At 45.6% G+C, this 18342-nt stretch carries 26 protein-coding genes; 2 read left to right on the top strand and 24 right to left on the bottom strand.

The features are described 5' to 3' along the window. Positions 1 to 2: 2 nt before the first annotated feature. The 10 genes from IYN85_RS20815 to IYN85_RS20770 form a co-directional block, all read right to left on the bottom strand. Complete coding sequence (locus IYN85_RS20815; RefSeq protein ID WP_196160884.1) at positions 3 to 329, bottom strand: MarR family transcriptional regulator; 327 nt, start codon at positions 327 to 329, stop codon at positions 3 to 5. Then, on the bottom strand, positions 322 to 522 hold the full coding sequence (locus IYN85_RS20810; protein WP_196160883.1) for a hypothetical protein: 201 nt from the start codon (positions 520 to 522) through the stop codon (positions 322 to 324). Before IYN85_RS20810 ends, IYN85_RS20815 begins: the two co-directional genes overlap by 8 nt. A 58-nt stretch (positions 523 to 580) precedes the next feature. Continuing rightward, entirely contained in the window at positions 581 to 1273 is a 693-nt protein-coding gene (locus IYN85_RS20805) for a hypothetical protein (RefSeq protein WP_196160882.1), read from the bottom strand. A gap of 192 nt (positions 1274 to 1465) precedes the next feature. Then, entirely contained in the window at positions 1466 to 2833 is a 1368-nt protein-coding gene (locus tag IYN85_RS20800; protein ID WP_196160881.1) for a hypothetical protein, read from the bottom strand. Between the two features lie 78 nt (positions 2834 to 2911). Continuing rightward, complete coding sequence (locus IYN85_RS20795; RefSeq protein WP_196160880.1) at positions 2912 to 3091, bottom strand: hypothetical protein; 180 nt, start codon at positions 3089 to 3091, stop codon at positions 2912 to 2914. A 609-nt stretch (positions 3092 to 3700) separates the two neighbouring features. Further along, positions 3701 to 4060, bottom strand: coding sequence for a hypothetical protein (locus IYN85_RS20790; RefSeq protein WP_196160879.1), 360 nt, complete (start codon positions 4058 to 4060; stop codon positions 3701 to 3703). Between the two features lie 33 nt (positions 4061 to 4093). Next, a complete protein-coding gene (locus tag IYN85_RS20785; RefSeq protein ID WP_196160878.1) occupies positions 4094 to 4639 on the bottom strand; it encodes a hypothetical protein in 546 nt (181 codons plus the stop codon). A 95-nt stretch (positions 4640 to 4734) separates the two neighbouring features. Continuing rightward, the gene (locus IYN85_RS20780; protein WP_196160877.1) at positions 4735 to 4905 is read right to left on the bottom strand and encodes a hypothetical protein; all 171 of its coding nucleotides are present in this window, start codon (positions 4903 to 4905) and stop codon (positions 4735 to 4737) included. Then, positions 4889 to 5122 carry a hypothetical protein gene (locus IYN85_RS20775; RefSeq protein ID WP_196160876.1) on the bottom strand — a complete coding sequence of 78 codons (234 nt, stop codon included), beginning with the start codon at positions 5120 to 5122 and terminating at the stop codon, positions 4889 to 4891. Before IYN85_RS20775 ends, IYN85_RS20780 begins: the two co-directional genes overlap by 17 nt. 184 nt (positions 5123 to 5306) lie before the next feature. After that, the gene (locus tag IYN85_RS20770) at positions 5307 to 5993 is read right to left on the bottom strand and encodes a hypothetical protein (protein ID WP_196160875.1); all 687 of its coding nucleotides are present in this window, start codon (positions 5991 to 5993) and stop codon (positions 5307 to 5309) included. A gap of 222 nt (positions 5994 to 6215) precedes the next feature. Here IYN85_RS20770 and IYN85_RS20765 point away from each other — a divergent pair, with 222 nt between their 5' ends. After that, positions 6216 to 6848, top strand: coding sequence for a YkgJ family cysteine cluster protein (locus IYN85_RS20765; RefSeq protein WP_196160874.1), 633 nt, complete (start codon positions 6216 to 6218; stop codon positions 6846 to 6848). 346 nt (positions 6849 to 7194) lie between these two features. Here IYN85_RS20765 and IYN85_RS20760 read toward each other — a convergent pair whose 3' ends face one another. From IYN85_RS20760 to IYN85_RS20725, 8 genes are all read right to left on the bottom strand, one after another. Further along, positions 7195 to 7593, bottom strand: coding sequence for a hypothetical protein (locus tag IYN85_RS20760; protein WP_196160873.1), 399 nt, complete (start codon positions 7591 to 7593; stop codon positions 7195 to 7197). Between the two features lie 18 nt (positions 7594 to 7611). Next, entirely contained in the window at positions 7612 to 7824 is a 213-nt protein-coding gene (locus IYN85_RS20755) for a hypothetical protein (protein ID WP_196160872.1), read from the bottom strand. A gap of 39 nt (positions 7825 to 7863) precedes the next feature. Then, positions 7864 to 8241: a hypothetical protein gene (locus IYN85_RS20750; RefSeq protein WP_196160871.1), complete on the bottom strand. Its 378-nt coding sequence runs from the start codon at positions 8239 to 8241 to the stop codon at positions 7864 to 7866. Positions 8242 to 8681: 440 nt separating this feature from the next. After that, positions 8682 to 9584, bottom strand: coding sequence for a hypothetical protein (locus IYN85_RS20745; protein WP_196160870.1), 903 nt, complete (start codon positions 9582 to 9584; stop codon positions 8682 to 8684). Positions 9585 to 9614: 30 nt separating this feature from the next. Beyond that, complete coding sequence (locus tag IYN85_RS20740; RefSeq protein ID WP_196160869.1) at positions 9615 to 10217, bottom strand: hypothetical protein; 603 nt, start codon at positions 10215 to 10217, stop codon at positions 9615 to 9617. A gap of 200 nt (positions 10218 to 10417) precedes the next feature. Then, complete coding sequence (locus tag IYN85_RS20735; RefSeq protein WP_196160868.1) at positions 10418 to 10780, bottom strand: hypothetical protein; 363 nt, start codon at positions 10778 to 10780, stop codon at positions 10418 to 10420. 182 nt (positions 10781 to 10962) lie between these two features. Then, positions 10963 to 11115, bottom strand: coding sequence for a hypothetical protein (locus tag IYN85_RS20730; protein WP_196160867.1), 153 nt, complete (start codon positions 11113 to 11115; stop codon positions 10963 to 10965). 1011 nt (positions 11116 to 12126) lie between these two features. Then, complete coding sequence (locus IYN85_RS20725; RefSeq protein ID WP_196160866.1) at positions 12127 to 12459, bottom strand: hypothetical protein; 333 nt, start codon at positions 12457 to 12459, stop codon at positions 12127 to 12129. 353 nt (positions 12460 to 12812) lie between these two features. Here IYN85_RS20725 and IYN85_RS20720 point away from each other — a divergent pair, with 353 nt between their 5' ends. After that, positions 12813 to 13976: a hypothetical protein gene (locus tag IYN85_RS20720; protein ID WP_196160865.1), complete on the top strand. Its 1164-nt coding sequence runs from the start codon at positions 12813 to 12815 to the stop codon at positions 13974 to 13976. Positions 13977 to 14110: 134 nt separating this feature from the next. Here the strand turns inward: IYN85_RS20720 and IYN85_RS20715 are convergent, their stop codons facing one another. From IYN85_RS20715 to IYN85_RS20690, 6 genes are all read right to left on the bottom strand, one after another. After that, complete coding sequence (locus tag IYN85_RS20715; RefSeq protein WP_196160864.1) at positions 14111 to 14263, bottom strand: hypothetical protein; 153 nt, start codon at positions 14261 to 14263, stop codon at positions 14111 to 14113. A gap of 412 nt (positions 14264 to 14675) precedes the next feature. Beyond that, entirely contained in the window at positions 14676 to 15263 is a 588-nt protein-coding gene (locus IYN85_RS20710; protein ID WP_196160863.1) for a hypothetical protein, read from the bottom strand. Beyond that, positions 15260 to 16000 (bottom strand): metallophosphoesterase, encoded by a 741-nt coding sequence (locus IYN85_RS20705; protein WP_196160862.1) that lies wholly within the window; start codon positions 15998 to 16000, stop codon positions 15260 to 15262. The genes IYN85_RS20710 and IYN85_RS20705 overlap by 4 nt, the downstream gene beginning before the upstream one ends. A 1-nt stretch (position 16001) precedes the next feature. Then, entirely contained in the window at positions 16002 to 16274 is a 273-nt protein-coding gene (locus tag IYN85_RS20700; RefSeq protein WP_196160861.1) for a hypothetical protein, read from the bottom strand. A gap of 149 nt (positions 16275 to 16423) precedes the next feature. Continuing rightward, a complete protein-coding gene (locus IYN85_RS20695) occupies positions 16424 to 17863 on the bottom strand; it encodes a DNA cytosine methyltransferase (protein ID WP_196160860.1) in 1440 nt (479 codons plus the stop codon). Positions 17864 to 17995: 132 nt separating this feature from the next. Beyond that, positions 17996 to 18304 (bottom strand): hypothetical protein, encoded by a 309-nt coding sequence (locus IYN85_RS20690; RefSeq protein ID WP_196160859.1) that lies wholly within the window; start codon positions 18302 to 18304, stop codon positions 17996 to 17998. Positions 18305 to 18342 lie beyond the last annotated feature (38 nt).

The following is an 18342-nucleotide window of genomic DNA, read 5'->3' as shown; positions in this document are numbered from 1 at the left end:
TATTAAGTGAGCTGGAACATCTTAGCGGCTTTTGTTGTTAACCAGAGCTCCTTGCGCGGGTGTTCGCCGTGCTTATAGGGCACATCAACCAATTGAACCAGTTCCCAGGATTCAAGTCGTTTTATTATCGTTTGAACAGAGCTGCTGTTCCGGTCATTAGTAACCTGCTGAGAAATTTCAGCGGGGCTTACCCCTTGTTGGTTAACGATGGCAATGAGTACTGACAACGCAAGAACAGACGTTCTCGGTGAGTTGGTATATAGTTCGTTGGTCATTTGCTGAATGCCAGCCACAGTTAAGGGCTGATTAAACCGTTTAGGCTTAGTCATTGTCCTCTTCCTTCAACCAGTCTATTAACCCGGCACAAAACGCATCGAATTCGGCGTCTGTCATTGCCCGGAAGCGTTTCACTTTCGCGTTATCGAGGCGGCGATTTCCGGTAGCCGATTTGGTGGCCTCTTCACTACGCCCCCAACCATCTATTTTGCTCTTTGATGCAGTGCCTTTCAGGACTTCAAACACATCCTGTTTACTCAGTTCAAGCGCCGTAATCAGGCGCTTGTAATTTTGGTTGTTACGGTTAATGGTTGCTTTCCCCTTGGTAGCGGCACAAGCCAATTTGTGAAGGCATTTCGCCTATGATTTCAATCAACCAGCCATCCATATTGGCGTGCGCTTTGCGATATTCGATATCAAGATTTGACCAAAACGCCAGTGAGCGTTGAGCGCTTTCAATCGCTACAATGGCTTTATCCGGGTTAGTTGATCGCTTTAGCTTGATCGTTTTCAGGAACCGGCGTTCCGCTGAACCATTAAATCGATCGTGCAAATGCTTGTTAAAGTAGTCGGTCACTTCATGCATGATTTGATCGTTGTCCGGAGGGCATAAAATGCCTTCAGCGTAGGCTTGTGCTTCTGCGATTTCCTGCTGCATACCGGCTGATAGGCGATGGCCATTAAAATAGCGCATTACCGTCTGATCGCCGTATTTCGTGTGTTCGCAAAGGTATTCGCGTTCTAGAATGCTTTTTGCTGCTGCAAGAATCTCGACGGAGGTAAATTGAAGGGTACCCTCGGCAGTCAGCAGGGCGGCTTCCGAACGATTGCCAACCTTAGACATCGCCGTGGATAATACTAAGCCCCGAGTCACTTGATCAATTGTCTGCCGATCACCCTCAATGCACTTTATGTGCTCAGCATTGGGTCGGTAACTGTTCCAGGTGTTATCCGAAACTGTAACTCGGATACGATGATTCTCGACGGTGTGTGTCATGCTTATTTCCTCTAATCAGGGAATGATAATGGTTTGGTGTACCTACCCCGTGTCTACGGGGAACAGATTCAATATAATTGATATGTTCCGCTTGTGCAAGCGGAACACTGCATTATTATTTTGCGTCCGTCAAAAACGCTAAATGTTGTGTTTTTGCGATCTGGAGTTGGCCGGTGGGGAACGGGAGCCACTTTAGAAAAGTGGCTGCTGTGGATTGTTGTCTTCCCAGATTTCCATCTTGCGCAGCAGCTCAGGTGAGTGCGCATACAAGTGCATGTCATTGGCGCGCATACGAGCACCAAACCATTGGAAGTTGCCTAGCTTGCTCTGGTATCCAGCAGGCATAGCGACGTAGCCGTTACGGTATAAGAAGTTGCGGTCGATCGGCGTACCGCGAGACTTCATCTCACTAACCTGCTCATTGATCCACCACCAACCCATTTCGGGCTCATCACCCAGGTCGACTTCGATCGGGCCGGAAATGCTAACAGATAAGGGAGAGTGGGTCGGGGCGGATTTGGCACCCTTCTTCTGATAGCGGGACTCGTGTTTTTCAACATTAGAAAACTGCGCCAATGTGTCTTCGTAGGTTTGCTTCAAGCTGTCCAGGTCGCCCAGCTTCAACGTCGCATCCTGATCACCGAACAAGTTGCTATCCACGTTCTTGGCGTACTGCTCATCGATCATCTCTTGAGTTGGATGAAGGCCATTACCGTTCTCCACAACGTCTTGGTAGATTTCGATTGCATCAGACCAGTTGTGAAGGCCATAGCGCTCCCACATGAAAGCGATCATCACAATGTCTTCCACCGGCATCACTTCAAAACGTAGCTGCTTATCATTTTTCATCGCCCAGGTTTGCTCGTCGAACTCAAGGGTAATGGCTATACGCAGTAGAGTGCGCTGCCACTCACGGCTATAGGTATTGCCGGCAACGTTCACACGGCCGCTCTTATCAAACTTACGACCGACCCAACAGCGATTCTCGATGACGTAGTGTCCGGCCTTCATCAGGTTACGGAACATCACCAAGGGCTTGAACTCTGGGTTTTCGAACTTAGCCAAAGAGCCTAAGCTTTTATCCTCAGATACACGCATACAGGTCCAGCAACCAGCGCGTGAACCGTCACCGCAACCGACGCCTTTGCCATTCGAACCATCAACCAATTTATTGATGTCGCAGGTTTCTTCACCCATCGCCTCATACAGCAAGATAGTATTAATGAAGTCGCAGAAAACAGGAAATGGCATTGAGCTCGCTTTGTTCATGAACTCAAACACGTGACCGGTAGTCCAAAGAGCCAGCGGTGACATCATCATGAAACCGTCTGAATTCTTCCACGGACGGTCCCAGGTTTCCTGACGGTTTGTCATATTTTTTTTGCGCTCCGCTGTTTCCCCGAAGCGCGTTCCTACTAAGGTTACGGACGTTTCAGATCCATCTGCCAAAGCTGCGATCTTGTTCTTTACCGCGTTCATTGGTTTGATCTTCCCGTCATCGGTGCACTTGGCTTTCATGCCAGGGAACACCAATGTGTTCTGCCCGCCGATCGCTTGCACCAAAAACTTCTGGATTGTGAGGTCTAAAAATAGGGTTAAAGAATAAACTCAATAGTTTACAAAATGTGTTATTTAATATTATTTGCCATAGCTCACGGCCTCATAGAGTACGGAAAACTGGTCGAATAGGGGGATGATGTTGTTAATCGTTTCTTCTACCAGGTCGATAAGATCGACTCGTTGATTTAGAACACCACCAAACATTTCTGCCTGTTCTTCAGTGCCGGTAGCGTTGAGTGAGTAAGCTAAATCTTTCAAGGTGCATTCCTATCCAGAACGTTGACTAAGCGTATAAAGTAAGGATTTGAAACTCACTTAAATTCCTGGCTTTGGAATGCTGAATAGCGCCCTATTGTTTTGCGACTAAAATGCTCACCGACACCTATCAAATTGATGTGGCTAAATCTTTATCCAGTACGCACAGTTCGGATGTGTCGTCATGACCGATGGCAATCACGCTGCCATACCCCATACGCATTAAAGCGAGAATGATTGTTTACCCTGGCTAGCCCAGTACAAGAAAACCGAAAAATTGCATCGCAATTTTGCTCTGATTGGGCTGAAAGCTTTTGTACAACGACATGAAGACTGTCAGCAAGGGCTTCAGCGTTTTTAGCTTGCACGGATCCACTGGCTGCAATCGATTGAATCGTCCTAACAGCGACACCCGACAGATCAGCCTAGTCTTGTTGCAACTTGCCGGACTCTTTTCGGAGTTACTTCAAATTCGGGAGTTCCAAATTAGCTATTGTCATGTCGTCACCTAGTTACCAAGCATTGTGTCAAAACCAAAGGTTAAGCCGTTGCTTATAAAGGACCTACGCAAACTGCATCAAGAAAAACGCAATAAGCTCGTAAAAGCATCATTTACGGCCTTGTATAGAGTGTTGAAGTTGGCTTTAAGTAGTTAAAAGGCTTAACTACGGCTTTGCCATCTACCATAGATAGAGCGTTGACCACACCAATTGACTGAAGCAGGGCGGTTAATTCAGCCTCAGTGAGAAATTGCTTAGCCTTTTGAATTGAGGCTAACCAGGCTTTATCACCGGTTTTCCCAGAACAGTCCTTCGCCAAAACCTCAGACGTGATTTTAGCCTCTTCTAAAAAAAGCTTGGTGTTGCACTTAGGGCATGGATCCACGATATCATTGATGTTGTATGGCTCGCCCACTTCTTGGGTAAAACCGTCACCTCGGCACATAAATCCGTTTTCTAGAAAATCACACATCACAGGAGTCCTTATATTAACTTGTATGTTATTTCAAACTTTGGCGGCTTGCTTATCAACGCGTGGTTTAAAGCCGCTGATCAGTTCACGATTCAAAGCATTGCCTAAGTAGTCATTGCGCAAGCAACGGGCTGTCAAATTGCGAACACTCTCGTTTTGAAACAGAACTTGATAAGTGTCGAAATCCTCGGCAGCTTTCAACGCCTCTTCGTCAAAGCCAAATTGAAGAACTTTACTTTTAGCCTGGCGCTTCAATGCCAAAAACTTCTTCGCAATGGTAGCCTCGTTGCTGACGGCTGCGTTGTACGCCCAGTCTGAGCCACCATTGGCATACCGGTTGTAAAATTCAAAAAGTTGCAGTGCCTCATCGCGGTATTTGAAAACCGGTAATACGTTTGTTTGTTCCTGATTTGCCAGCGATGCCGCGGTCACCATGGCCAATAGAATTGCCATGACATCGTTTTCTTGCCAGAACGCAGTCACATCCACCGGCGTCAGCCCTGAGTTCTCAAGACAATCATTCAAATCACGGTCAAATTGGTAATCATGAACAAGATATATAAACGCTTTGGTGCTCATTTGATAGTCTCTCTTTTATTAGATAATGGATCAAATATAAAGAATTTCCAAGCCGTCACCTTAACTGCTCTAATCTCGCAGCATCGCCACAGCGCTTATGCTCCAGAGATTCGGGTGTCAAACTCACTTTGAATGACCTTCCCTAACCAATTCTGCCCGGTACCGTCGGCACCAATGCCCCAATCCGCTTGAGAACTGTTTAAAAAATAGCCGCCTGTTAAGACGGCAAATGGAGAGTCACCAATAAAATCAATAACCCATTTCACCCATACGCATACGGGTGTCGGTATATAGCTGCTGATCCACTTCCAACAGAATCTCAGCCGCATGGCAAAGGTACGCAGGTGCGATATTCGCATCGACCCAAGAGCGAAGCTTTTCACGCTGCTTTTCAGTGGGTTCACCCGCAAGCGCGTCAACTTTCAGCTGTAACTGAGCAAGCGCTTGACGTTGTTCAGGTGTGATTATTCCGGAACCTTCCATAAAGCCTCCTAAGGCGTGATTGATTGATAAGGCTATGCTAAGGAAAACAACTCTCATTGCCGCCACACTGTTTGCCCACTGCGTCCCGCCTTATTGCTTATGCGCCTAAAAATCTCAAAACCGATCGCTCTTGACAGAGAAAATTGTCGACCACCTCAAACTGCTGGTGGCAGACAATTTTGGGCTAAGCATAGGTTGAGAAATACTTAGAATCGTAAATACGAACAGCACCATCCATAACCGTGTGGTAAGACAGAGGGGAAGCGTTTTGCTTCTCGATAGTGACGCCATTGCCGATACGACACTCAATCTGTTTGTCGTTCATAAAGCTATCCGGTACCGGGGTACAATCGCCACTCATGTCCTGGGTATAATTGCGCTCTTGGTTGAGCTCGCGGAAAACAAGGGTGGCTTTCCCTCTTTTGCCGATTACTTGGTAATAATCGACATTGGTTTGCTCATACCCGTATATGGTGTAAAAAATGTCACCCGGTTCGGTTTCTTCGAATAGCTTCTGTGCTTCCGCCTTTCGCCTTTCTTTGTACAACTCATCAGACTTGCAATTGGAAATACGATTTTTAAGACGGCCGGATACAAACTCAACTAACTCCTCAACTGTTTGGAAATATCCGCTGTTCAGAATGTCTTTCTGACCTTTTCCCAAAAATGCAATTGGCACTTTACGGTGACTACAAGTTACTACTTTACCGTTGCCATCACGAACCCGTGCAGACACATAGCACGCTTCAACTTTGTATTTGTCCATATCTTCTTCGGCAATGCCCAGCTGGCCAGCAGTCAGGATTTCGAAACCTTCTCGAAGTGAAACGGTTTGAAGACGTTCAGAGAGTTCGATAGCGGTTGCAGTCATGTCTGTACCTTTTGGAATATGCTTGAATTGAACCAACAATATTCACTTCCGTCACAAACTAACCTCTCAACATAATCTACTGCCATGCGCCATATTGCTGTGCGCCTAAAGACTCAGTGACACTTCCCGAAAAATTATCAGCAATGCGGTTTTCGAAATACTTATTCCCGAGCTATTATGAAGCCAGTAAAACTAGTTGACTGAAAAAAGGAAGGCAATGTAGTGACAGAACAATATAAATTGATCGCAAAGGTAATGGCTGTTTCGGTAATCGCCCATAGCCAGGCAGACGCGGAAATAGCAAATATCAAAAAAGTTTGCCAGAAGGGGTGCAATGCTTGTTGTCATCAGATTGTGGATGTATTCACCTGGGAAGAACCAGCGATTTTTAAATACCTTGCAAAGGTTTTCACTGCCGCTCAAAAGAAACAGTTAGCCCGCAATATCAAACAGTGGTTTAATCGATTCAACCGGAATACACGACCTGCAAATAGGAGTAGTCCTCTGACATTTGAAGAGATTAGGAATGTGGAGCACATATTCAGAGAGAATAAGTACGCCTGCCCGTTTCTAATGGGTACCTCATGTTCAATCTATCCAGTTCGCCCATTGGTTTGCCGGGTGCATTACCAAGCCGATAGCCCAAACAATTGTCGCATTGATCCGCACATTACGACACCAGAAGATGCTCAAAAAGTCTTTTATAAGGCCGCTGAAAATTTCGATCCAACCGTCTTCCCAAAAGCGAAGAAACCATTGGCCTATTTAGTCGCTGCGGATTTTGCGCATGACATACAGTCAAAACCATTGCAAAGCGTGGTATATGATCCAAATAATGTATTTGGGAGAGTCTAGATTTGGAACGAAAAAATGGTGGTGAACAATTAAGTCGTTAACATTCTAATAAAGTTGTTAACAAAATATGAGGTTAATTTAGCTAAACTAGACTGTCCAAACCTAGATAGGCGACCTCCAGCCAGATTTATTAACAACTTTTTTGTCACGTTTCGCCAAACATCATTGTTCAGATTCGCTTCAAAACACCGAAAGTTAACAACTTTATTTTATCTGCAATAAAAGGGGCGTAAGTAAATTCAATAACTTGGAAGGCTGATTGTTTACAACTATATTGTGCTCCGACAAAAAAATCGCCGGGAATAGCCGGCGCGTGAGTTAACCATCAAAGAGGCTTTAGTAACTGTCATGTCGTTACCCCATGGAAAGTAGTCACCTGGCTTTCAAAGCATCTCTTGTGGAACCACTGGCCACCCACTTTGAATTGATCACCGTAAATTTCGTTAATGATACCGACACCTGGAATGGTATCGCCTTCGCAGTAATCTCGTTTTGGAAGCTCTCCGCCGAAAAATGAATCTCCACCGGCGAGGTCCTGCCTCCGTGATTTTGAATACTTTCTGACCAAAGATGCAATCGCCTCTCGGTCATTGAATCTATGTTCCGCAGTGTATAGGGCGTTCTGAACCCAGTAGGCTGCACTTAGACCGTCGAACTTTCGCTTTTCCAATTTGTTCATGGACTCAAGAACTTTAACCGCTTTATTCTTTAGGCCAGACATGGTTTTGTATTCGCTAGGGTGCATAATACGTCCTTCTAGTCTCTACTTATGGTTTTTCATAAGATCGTCGACAAATTGGTTAGCCATCCGAATCGACTTGTTGATGTTCTTTTCAGTAGCCTGTTCGTTGCTTAATTCACATAATTCAACTTTTTTGGCGACGTACTCATATCGTTGAGGAGAGCTAACTAAAGCAGCCAGAACTTTAACCGCGGTATAGTCACGCAAAATACGATAATAAATTTTCTTAAACATGAATAACTCCATAACGAGCCAATGAACCTCAAAAAGATTTCAATCTGGATATAAGCCAGGTAGTGGTGAAAGCGCAGGTTTTCTCTTGTGCTTTTCCCTGACCTTAGCCATGATGTCTGGTTCTGAAATTCGTTTTAGTTCTTCTTCAGCCGCCATTGCTTGGCTTATGCCTAATGCGGAGCAAAGTGCTGAAAAAGTCACGGCGACACCACCAACTTCTTGCCTTGTCTCGCCGATCGGTCGGGAAAAGACATAATCAACTAACTTGTGAGCTTCATCTGCAGTGCAACCGGTAGATTGGACCAACTCTAGAGCTTCCTCAATAAACCGATGATTTCTCTCAGAAACGTCTGTGGCGATATCGTGAGTAAAACACTTCGAGAGCCAAATTTTTACGCGAGCTTGGAAAGATGGCATGTTAAAGCCCCCCTTACGGAATCATTGCCAGAGAGTATCGATTTCTTCTAATTAGTACTTTTAAACTTATTCGCAGATAGATATGCTAGCCACTCGGCGACCAATCTAATAAAAACAAAGGAAATTGGCACGAAAACTAAGAAGCCAACAACACTCACAATTTTTTCAATTATGTACATTTCGCCGACAATTGCGGACCAATTGTCTTCCAACCAGATTGCTCTATTTACATAGAAACAGATCAATAGAGCTCCCAGAATATGGCTGTATAGCCATACGAAAAATGACTGCCATTCATTGTCCTGACTCATTCTAATTCTCCAAGTGTTCATGAAAACTACGAAAGCACTATACCGAATTCAATCACAAATACTCTCACACTTTTAATTGGCTACCGAGCGCCGTATTGCTATGCGCCTAAACCGCACAAGGTGGCTGCATTATGCAGCCAGTTGCCATACTCCACGTTCAGAGCTATCAAACCACTCCGTTAGTTGCAGCACTTGTCGAATCTTCGCCTCATAGTTTGGATTGGCGTCCACGCGATCAGGGTGAGAATTCGAAACATAGGCGTAGATTTCTTTGAGTGAGGCTTTACCGCCAAGCATCATCAGAGCACTCCGGACAATGACTTTCCAGGCAGACTTCACTCGATCATAGGCTTGCTTGGCCATCACCGGCAATAAGTAAATACCGCGCTCCGGTTTCTGCCATAAAATGGCGTACTCGTGTTCAATACACGGGTACTTCATACGGGAGTAAGTCTTTAACCCGGACATCGTATTATGCTGCAGTTTAATGAGCACGGCTTTAAGTTCATCCCGTGGCATTCGTGCAATCAGTTCTGCCTGAAAAGAATGATACTGACCGTTCTTCCGCTGGTCAGCGATCAATGTACCGTAGTGTCCACCGGCTTTGGTAGCCTCGCGCTGATTAACCAGAACAAGAACCATTTTGTCATAGAAATCGTCGACGTTAGGACAGGCCGACAAATCATCGATGTGAGGCGCCTGGTCGGTACCCCACATGCCACCAGGTCCGCTATACGGTAGTACGGTATGGTACGGCGGATGTGAGAAACACAAGTCCACCGGCAAACCACCAATGGCTGATAATATCGAATCCCGAATTGCATTAAACCCACTGTGTAAGTCCAAGCCGTGAACGGACTCGAGGCCCATTTCTTTCGCCACTTCAATCGAAGTGCCGCTGCCGATCATCGGATCACAGAATGACTTCGCGTTTAGCTGAGTAAAAAGCTGCTGATAAAAATAGCCGCTGCAGTTGCCGCGGTATCGTGAGTTACCCCATGGACCACGATCAGGAAAAGACATTACTGACATATAAATACCTTTTTATGAGAGGGCAGGGCGCTAAGCCGCCGCCTGGGTAGCTGGGGCAAATTCCTTCGCGTAAGACAAAAGTGCTTCTTTAAATTCAGCAAGGCTACGCACGTACAATCGACGCTCGTTCATCACCCAGCGTTCATAGCCACCGTCATTATAAAAAGTCAGTGTAAGCGCGGCTTCATCAAAGCTTGGGCTTAATAGATCAGAGAGTTCCAAATAAGCGTTCAGAAAACGGTCGTCATAAATCTTGCAATCAATGGAGTACACGCCAAAAGATAAAGCGCCGTTTTCTTGCCAAGGTGTATCAGTCAGCATTTTTTCCATTGACTGCTCAGTAGCCTCAGCGCGCTCTGCCAAAAAGCATCGTGCTATTTCAAAAACAGCCTTAAATTGTTCATCACCGCTCCAGTTCCACGTCTTGTTTTCACCGTAAGCCTCCATGGTAGCGGTACCCGCATTCATGGGATAGTCAAGTTTATTGTGGATAGGGCGCTTCGTAAAGTTGAGTGCCTCGGTCTGACAGGGGAGAGTAATAAAATACGATATCCCGAACTCATTCCCGTTGTTCATCGACTCATACTTACCGACCATCTCTGGCCAACCGAAGTTGTTCTTGTGGTTGTACATGAGTACCGTACCCGTTCAATCAAAGAATAGGCAAAGTATATCGATACCTCATCCGGCAAGGGTCACCGCGTCCATCGGCTTCGTTGCGCCAAATTGATTCTGCGCCTCGTAGACACACTATCAAAACCAGCCTTGTATGATCTATGCGAAATTTACTACCGAAATTATGAATCTTCCCAAAATTCCTAGCATCCCCAAATCTATGCTTCTTCTGCTTCAGGATGCGCCGCGAATGCAGAGAGAACTACCGCGCGCTCTTTTACCGTCCCAAAATTGAACGTGTTGTTAGTGTCTGGGCATGGATAGGACTGGTGCTCGGCAAGCTTGGTCGCAATGTAGTCGGCCGCCTCAAAGGTACTTACGCAGATAACCTCAGTGCTGTGAACACAAACAGAGAATTCTCCCGGTTGCTCATGAACTGAGAAAATGAAATTTCCGGCATCATATTCAATGCAACAGCTTTGCCGGCCGCTAGCAAATTCTGTGACGACTTGTGTCACTTTTAATCCTTTGCGGATTTGATAAGGTGACAGATCTAAAGGTGTCTTTTTAACTGTAGCCATTGGTGCATTCCATTAATATTTAAATTTTTATGGGATTGGTTCCATGACATCGCAATCGGTTAAAGACCAAGACTGCTTACCGCTGGCGGTCATCACCGTTAAAGGTGGCTCAGAAAGAAGATACTCTGGGCCTTTCCTCCAGGCTACTAGCTCATTTATTTGACTGCTGCGGTACCAATTATTCAACGTCCTCTTTTAACGTCGTATAGATCTTTCAAGTAAATTGCCATCATGACTGTGCTAAATACCGAAAAACCTGCAATGGGTACAATAACTAACCACGACCAAATGGGTAGTGCTTTTGCAAAATCAAATAGAGTTCTGGTGATTTCCATTTATTTATTCCTTAAGTGGCTTTTAGACCATTTTCATTTTAGTAAACAATTAAGAAGCATAGCTACGCTTTCGGCCTTATCTTCGCTAGCGAAGCTAAAAGTAATTCCGTTATTCTACTTAGGCGAATCGGACCTCACGGGCAGGGAACAACTTTCATGATTCCCATTCAAATTCATGACCGCATCCAAGGCAAATTGCCTCTTCAGTTAGTTCGGTACAACTTTCGTGTTCACTGAAATTGTCTGCAGTGTCATCGCCGTTTTCGTCTACTTCAGCAAAAAATCCAGCATATTTTCGGGCGAACTTCGTGCCAAGACAGTCGGGGCACTTAAAGGCGGTCGACTGATGTTTTGTGCTATCTGACATATTTTGATCCTCGTTTTAGTTTTAGCAGATAGTTCTACCTATGTGCATAACACAATTTTCATGTTCTGACATAATGCTCTCTGAGCAAAGTCTGACAAATTATTGAGGTCATAATACTGGAAAAACCACATAAGCCCTCAAGTAGTCTAACTACTGCGTCGCGCCACATTATTTTTGCGCCCAAAACAGGCATCCGTATATCGACTTTTTTAAGAGATAATCGATATGTATGACCGTGAAGTCTAGTTAGACCCTAAGTGCCGTCGGTGGCTGCATTCTTTTGTTTATGTCGTATATTCACACATCATTCCACATCAGCTCATTCAAACTTCATATTTTGCGCGGATCTGATTGGCTAGAATTTACGGTGGAAAATGGAACAAGGGCAATAGCACCTCGAATCAAACACTCTTCTAGTTTCTTGACTTCGCAGTTCCAAGCAATTTCTGTCAAGGTTGCCAAGTTCAATCCATGTCGGTGAGGACAACGACCATAGAAAATGACGTGATTTTTACCATGTTCCTCAATAGAGTAGGTTTGAATACAGTCGCAAATTTCAGTCACTATAGAATCCCCAGTTATTTGAGTTATTATCGCAACGATGCATCCAGCTTAAATAGCATTAATTCAGCCATTCGTGTCTTCTATGCATTACGATTGTGATAGCGAACTGCTTCTTCGTATGTATAACCAGACAACTTGACCAGTGTTGCTTTGAATCGACCGCGCCCCGGCTCGTCATACTCTTTGAATCGCTGAATCGGGTCGCCCATTTCGTCTTGTGCGATCGACCAACGGCCATACTTATGGCTGATCTCAACCAAATCGTGCTTTTTCAGAAATGGTAAATCTCGCTCAAACATAATGATCGGCAGTACGTGCTCTTTCGAAACGTGACCTTTAAATACCTCGTATTCAGGGAGCATTTCATCCCAATACAAAATGATACAGTCGCCGTCTTTCCGTTTTGATGTCATTGCGAGTCTCCAATGTTTTATTCAGCTGGGGTAAAACGGTTTTTGTATCAATTATCTTTTCTAAGATGAACTGCCATTTCGGATCGATTTCTTCATTTGACCATCCACTGTCACGATTACAGCCATACCGCGGGTGAAAGCAATGAGAGAGTTAGTCGCAGTCCGTGACATGCTGAAATTCCTATTCAAGTTGATCAATCGAATCCACAGAAATAGTGCTGAAACCACGACCAAATTAACCCTCGATTCTGGATGCCCGTTACGCCTTGTTGCATATTCCCCTTGATATGACACGATCTTGCATTTATATTTAATTATGACATGATCTTGCAAGTTATTGCAAAGGAGTTCATATGAAAATTCTAAAAGCTCGGAATCTTGACGTTTTGAAGGATGCCCAACGAGCTGGGTACAGATATATATGTACGATAACTACACATAATGACCGCGATGAAGAGAAAGTGCGGTTTGCACTGTCACCCAGGGAGCTTTCAAGCCAAGAGTTGTTTAGGCAGGCCACTCAAGCGCAATGCCCAGTCGACCGATTCGATAGCCTGGTCAACCCTCCAAAGAATGTTCGAATCCAATGGAAGCCTTTAGAACAGGCAATAGACGAACTAACACGACGCAAGTCAAATGAATACGTCGTGCACTGCTCCCGAGACTTTGGAACGTCATACCAACCTCTGGTGCTGTCGATCAGTGAGAACGATGGGTGGCATCTATGGCATTGTGCTGAAGATAGTACATCTCCTAACATCGTTCGCTTTAAGAAGGAACTTCTGGCGGATATTGAAGGTTGCGGCTGGCAGATTCCTGAGATGGCAAAACAATTTCTCGCCGGCAACGAACAAGCTAAACCGGCAGATGGCGAATTTTCCTTCGGTCTTGTGGACGTGCCTAGTTTACTTGGCTGTGAAGCGGGATTTCAGCGACTTAATGCACATAAAGCAGAAAAACAGATAATCACACTGTCATTACACGACTTAACGCGTCAAGCAAAATACGATGGCGGAGTATTCCTGTATGGAAGCCAAATCATTAATGAAACGGGCGAACCTGGTCGGTGGAGTGATTTGTCTGTCAGTATCATGGGAGCGGAAGAGGCTAGCTATCGATTTCCGCGGAGGATGCAGGAAAAGCGTACTTTCTCGGTACGTCCGAAGGAATATACGCTTCCTACGAAATGGGGTCACTACGATACGTGTACGATATATTTTGACAGTGATTCTCCTCGATCTTGTGGGTACCTGGAGTTCACTGGTACTGAACGAGACTTCATTTATTTTGAAGAAACCAAATTTAAGTCACCGAAACTATGGTTCGCTCATCCGTCCGATGTGATTGCACACTTTGACCTGGAATCAGGTAGATATTCGGCACCTGAAGAAGTGTTAAGTGCGCTGCAGGCCAATAAGCTCATTAATCTAGAGCCGATCACCGACTTTAACGATTATGTTAAAGAAAATTATGCGCAAAAGGACTGTTTAAATTCGATTCCTTCCCCGACACGTTAGAGCAAGAGAAAATGATGCAGATTATCAAAGCACGCAACATCCAGCGGATGGAACAGGTCATTAAAGACGGTTACCGTGAAATCTGTAGTTGTCATGCTACCAACCGTTCTGATTTATGGAAGGAAAGCGGCATATCAAGCCGCTTCAACTGTTGATTCTTCAATCGCTGGCAGACACGATACGGATGCAACCCATTCACGGTCATTGTAGTCAGAAACCATCTGTTCTAACTCTTCCAAATGTGCAACCAGCTGAGCATTTATCCGTTGAGTCAAAAGGTCATTCATCTTCCCCACACCTCTACAGTTAATTAAGATGAGAAGACTATAAAGCAATAACTTAAGCCCATCTCCATATACCTAAATTACTATAAGAGCGCCCTATTGTTTTGCGCCTCACATTTCGGCAAGCAAAAAAACGGGCCATAGATGGCCCGAAGAAAACACAGACACTGTGCAACTATAGAGTCAAAAAAAATGAAAAGACGCCGACTGTTAGGCACAATCCGAACAGCATTGACCATGCTGTTCCAGGTGTACATTTTGAGTCACGATAATCATATGGGTTAATCATATCTAGCGTTACCTTCTTGAATGATGCCAATATAGTATAGCATGATCTTGCACATTTTGAAGTAGGGGATGCGCAAGATTTATACAACTAATTAGGCTTCGGTTATGGCTTTGTAGGGTATACCGCTTATGCGAAAAAACTTAGTTGCACTGGATTGCTATTCTTAGCCAATGCAACGGCCGCCTCGAAATCTTCCAGATCGATGTCGCCATACTCATACTGATCCCGAACAACTTCCAATTCCGGAGTCAGCACCTCATTCGCCCGGGCATGGGCGAGATCGGACCGAACCTGCTCTTCACTAGGAACTGTCGTATTGGCTGGTGGGAAGTCAATGTGGTGCTCGATGTATCGCGCCAAATTATCCGCATCAGCCAGCAAGACCGTAGGCAGGTGACAGTTGGGTCCTCCCGCGTAGTCGCTCCTGTCCTTTACGGTTCGCAAAAGTATGTCATGCCGGTTATTCCCATACGAAACATACGACTGAGATAACTGAAGGTAGAATTTGTCTGTGTGCAACGTGATTTCACCTGAAACTGCGATACCGGCTTTGTTGCTGGATAAACGAAAGTCAGATTTCGACAAACTCAGACGTTTTGCCAAATCACGAAAATACGACTTTCCAATGCGATGAAACTGCTCCTTGGCTTCATACTGGTAGGACAGCTGGCCAGATAACAGTTCAATTAACTGTATTCCACCTTGATTCTTCATTTAGCTACCTCACGTTTGCCAATGTATGTGCTTATACCTGCTTCCAAGCCGTTTCTAACCACTTCGTTCAGATCCACGATGGTTAGTTTCTTGTTCTTGGTGGCACCCAGATCCAAAAACGTCACATTACCCAAGGTCTCTGGTGCCGCGACGATGGTGTGGCCGCAGAAAACATGATCGACTCCGGTTACAGGTCGGTCATCCTTAAATTTACTCCGCATGCGACCCCACAACGCCGATTCTTCATTACGGCAAGCGTCTTCGAAGTCGCCGTAGGCATCGGCATGAATCAGACCAAAGGTTTGGTCGCCAACTTCAACGGTCATACCAAGCGGCAGGTCCCAAGCCAACTGAGCTATGTACCATAAGTCGTCGTTTGCGATAGTGAGCCCTCTATTGTCTTCGCCGACAATGTACTCCCGCGCCCATGTACCGCCGTTTTGAAACCAATGGGCATAGTCCCTTGTCGTTAAGGCCTCCAGAAACATATCCTCATGGTTACCCAAAATGCTACGAAAGCAGTCTCTTTCCAGTAATCGTAAACAAGCCACAGAATGCGGCCCTCGATCAATTAGGTCACCCAGGAAAAAAACACGGTCTTTGGCTTCATCAAGCTGAATATGTCGCATGGCATCCAAGAAAATTTCAAGTTCACCATGAAGGTCTGGAATGACAAAATCGCGGCCGCCTTTAGGGTTCTTCCCAAAGCGCTCTAAGCGGGGGGCTGAAGTGTGCATGTTAAGCTACCTTACGTTTCAAGCGCTCAAATCGAGCGACACGACGATCTAAAATTTCGAGTTTTTCACTGGCTGTTACAACAACCTTAGTTCCAGTGCGCGGATCGGTGAATTCCCAATCAATGATGACGGTTGAACCTAGCACTTTTGATAAAGCACTACGCATAGTGTTCATCTGATCGATCTGCTCTTGGTCGCTCGCAGTACACCAGTCAAGTTCAGCCTCAAGCCGTTGATACGTTTTAGCTGTATCGTTCGTTGCAAATTTGGGCATAAACACCTCCAACTCAATTGAGGCTAAGATAGCTGATTGCAGCAGATATACCCCCTAGCGCTTAAAAATCATTTCTGCGCCTTATAGCTTTGCGCCTATCTAAACCGAGAAAATAAATAGGGCGGGGTGGACCCGCCTGACCGATAGGTTTAGATTGCTAGTTTGTATTGCACTTCATCGTTTTTAGCTGAGTAAAATTCAAGCTTCAATTGATCTGCCCATTCGCCAATTGCGATACCAAGTGACACAAACCATTCACGTACGACACTTTGGCCAAGCACCTGATGGGCGAGTGTCAAACCTTCTACACCGGCGATTGCTCTCTCAGGGATAGTTTTGCATCGTGCATGCTCCACCGGCCATAGAAGACGAACCAAGTCTGGATTAGCAGCATGACGGATCTGTACTTCGGTAGAGCGCCTTTTTTGATATCCACGCCCGATTGTGCCAACCTTTGTCGCACTGGTCGGGTCTACCCACTGAAGGCGGAAGCCTTTGCCGGTGGCAATGTCGCTTTTTTCCTTTTCAATCAGGTAGTCACAGGTGCTCCATGCATCTGAGTCGTCTGGGGTATCAATCAGCACCTCGGCCAAGTTCGCTGGCTTAGCAATACGCGGCACCATCGTCGCGAAGTCAAACGGTACTTTTTTGACAAGGCCTCTGGAAATAGCGAGCATGATCGTGCGCTCGCGATCTTCTAAAGCTCCAAAATCAGCGCCTCGAACCGTGCGGGTGTATACCGTATAACCGGCCATTTTTAGGACGGTGCGAGCGATCATGTATGAAGCAGAGGCAAACCATTCGTTAACGTTCTCAACGATGGCCAGAGCTGGATTGCAACGGTTAACGACGTCAAGAAAGTAGAAAATTTGAGCGCCAGCTTTCTCGTTGGCTTCTGGTAAAGAAGCATCTTCGAACATGCTTTTATGCTTCGACCGGCCTGACTTGCTGGCAGCCGTGCACGGTACCCCTGCGCAGATTCCATGTAGCTGTGTGCTTTTAGAACTGTTGAACGCAAGCAACTCCATCGGTGAGCTCATGCGAACGGCATTGGGTGCCCAAAAGGTATTGTTACGGCAGGAAATGTCCATGTAGCGTCGATCAAGTTCAACCGCAAGGCTGACGTGTGCGGGCAATGCAGAACGTTCAAAACCTTCATGCAAACCGCCGTCAAGGATGCCCGCGCCATGGTAGAACGAACCCCAGTTTAAAGGTTGGCCAGAATTCAGTGCTGCCATGAAAGAGCGCTCACGACGCTCTATCTTTCGATCGACTTCCGACTTGGTGACAGTGATACTATCGCCCTTGTAAGCGATCTGGATGGCGACCGTGTTTTCAAAGGCTTCGGTCAACTGCTTGTTGACAATATCCAGAACAGGGACTTCCTTGCCGCCAACTTTCTTTTTGCTGACCACGTATCGACCTACGTCGCTCAACGTCAAAGTCATAACGCCTTCTTCGATTGTTCGATCATAGCGCTTACCAACAACAAAAGAGTGCTCTTCGAGGCAGCGACCTTCCAACCAAAGCTGCTTTTTGCTGTCTTTCTCGTAAAGGTAGTATTGTTGAATATCAGTGTAGGCAGACATGACCGATTTCCCGTTGAGTTAATGCAGATACAATACGGGAAGCAAGTCCTACCGAAGCCGTGGCATTTATATACGACGAAGCGCCATATTATTCTGCGCCTAAAAAGCCATTACCTTCGGTAGACAGAGAGGTTACTGAGAGGCGGATAGTCGGAACTGCAGTAGTTGATCTGGCAATGGGGATTGAGTTTCAGGATCAGCAGGGATCGCTGAAATGTGCATCGAGCACATCCAGGTCTCCTCGTCGCTCTGATCGACCGCTACGGAATTGACGATCCAGTAATAGTGGGTATTCCGGTTAAAAACATCTTGGATTTGCTCAACACATTGAAGTTGCAGCTTGTTAAACAACCCCAATTCAGTTAATGAAACCAACCTATTGATTTCCGCGAACACGGAGCCGGTCGTCAAAAGTAGTACAGCCAATACTAAAGAACGCATACAAGAATCCCGTAATTTCTTATAGTTGGAATAGACCG

Origin of the sequence: Reinekea sp. G2M2-21, from assembly GCF_015687175.1 — a bacterium.
Classification (GTDB): domain Bacteria; phylum Pseudomonadota; class Gammaproteobacteria; order Pseudomonadales; family Natronospirillaceae; genus Reinekea.
Note: the sequence above shows the minus strand (reverse complement) of the source record. Positions and strands in the feature narration are given on the sequence as shown.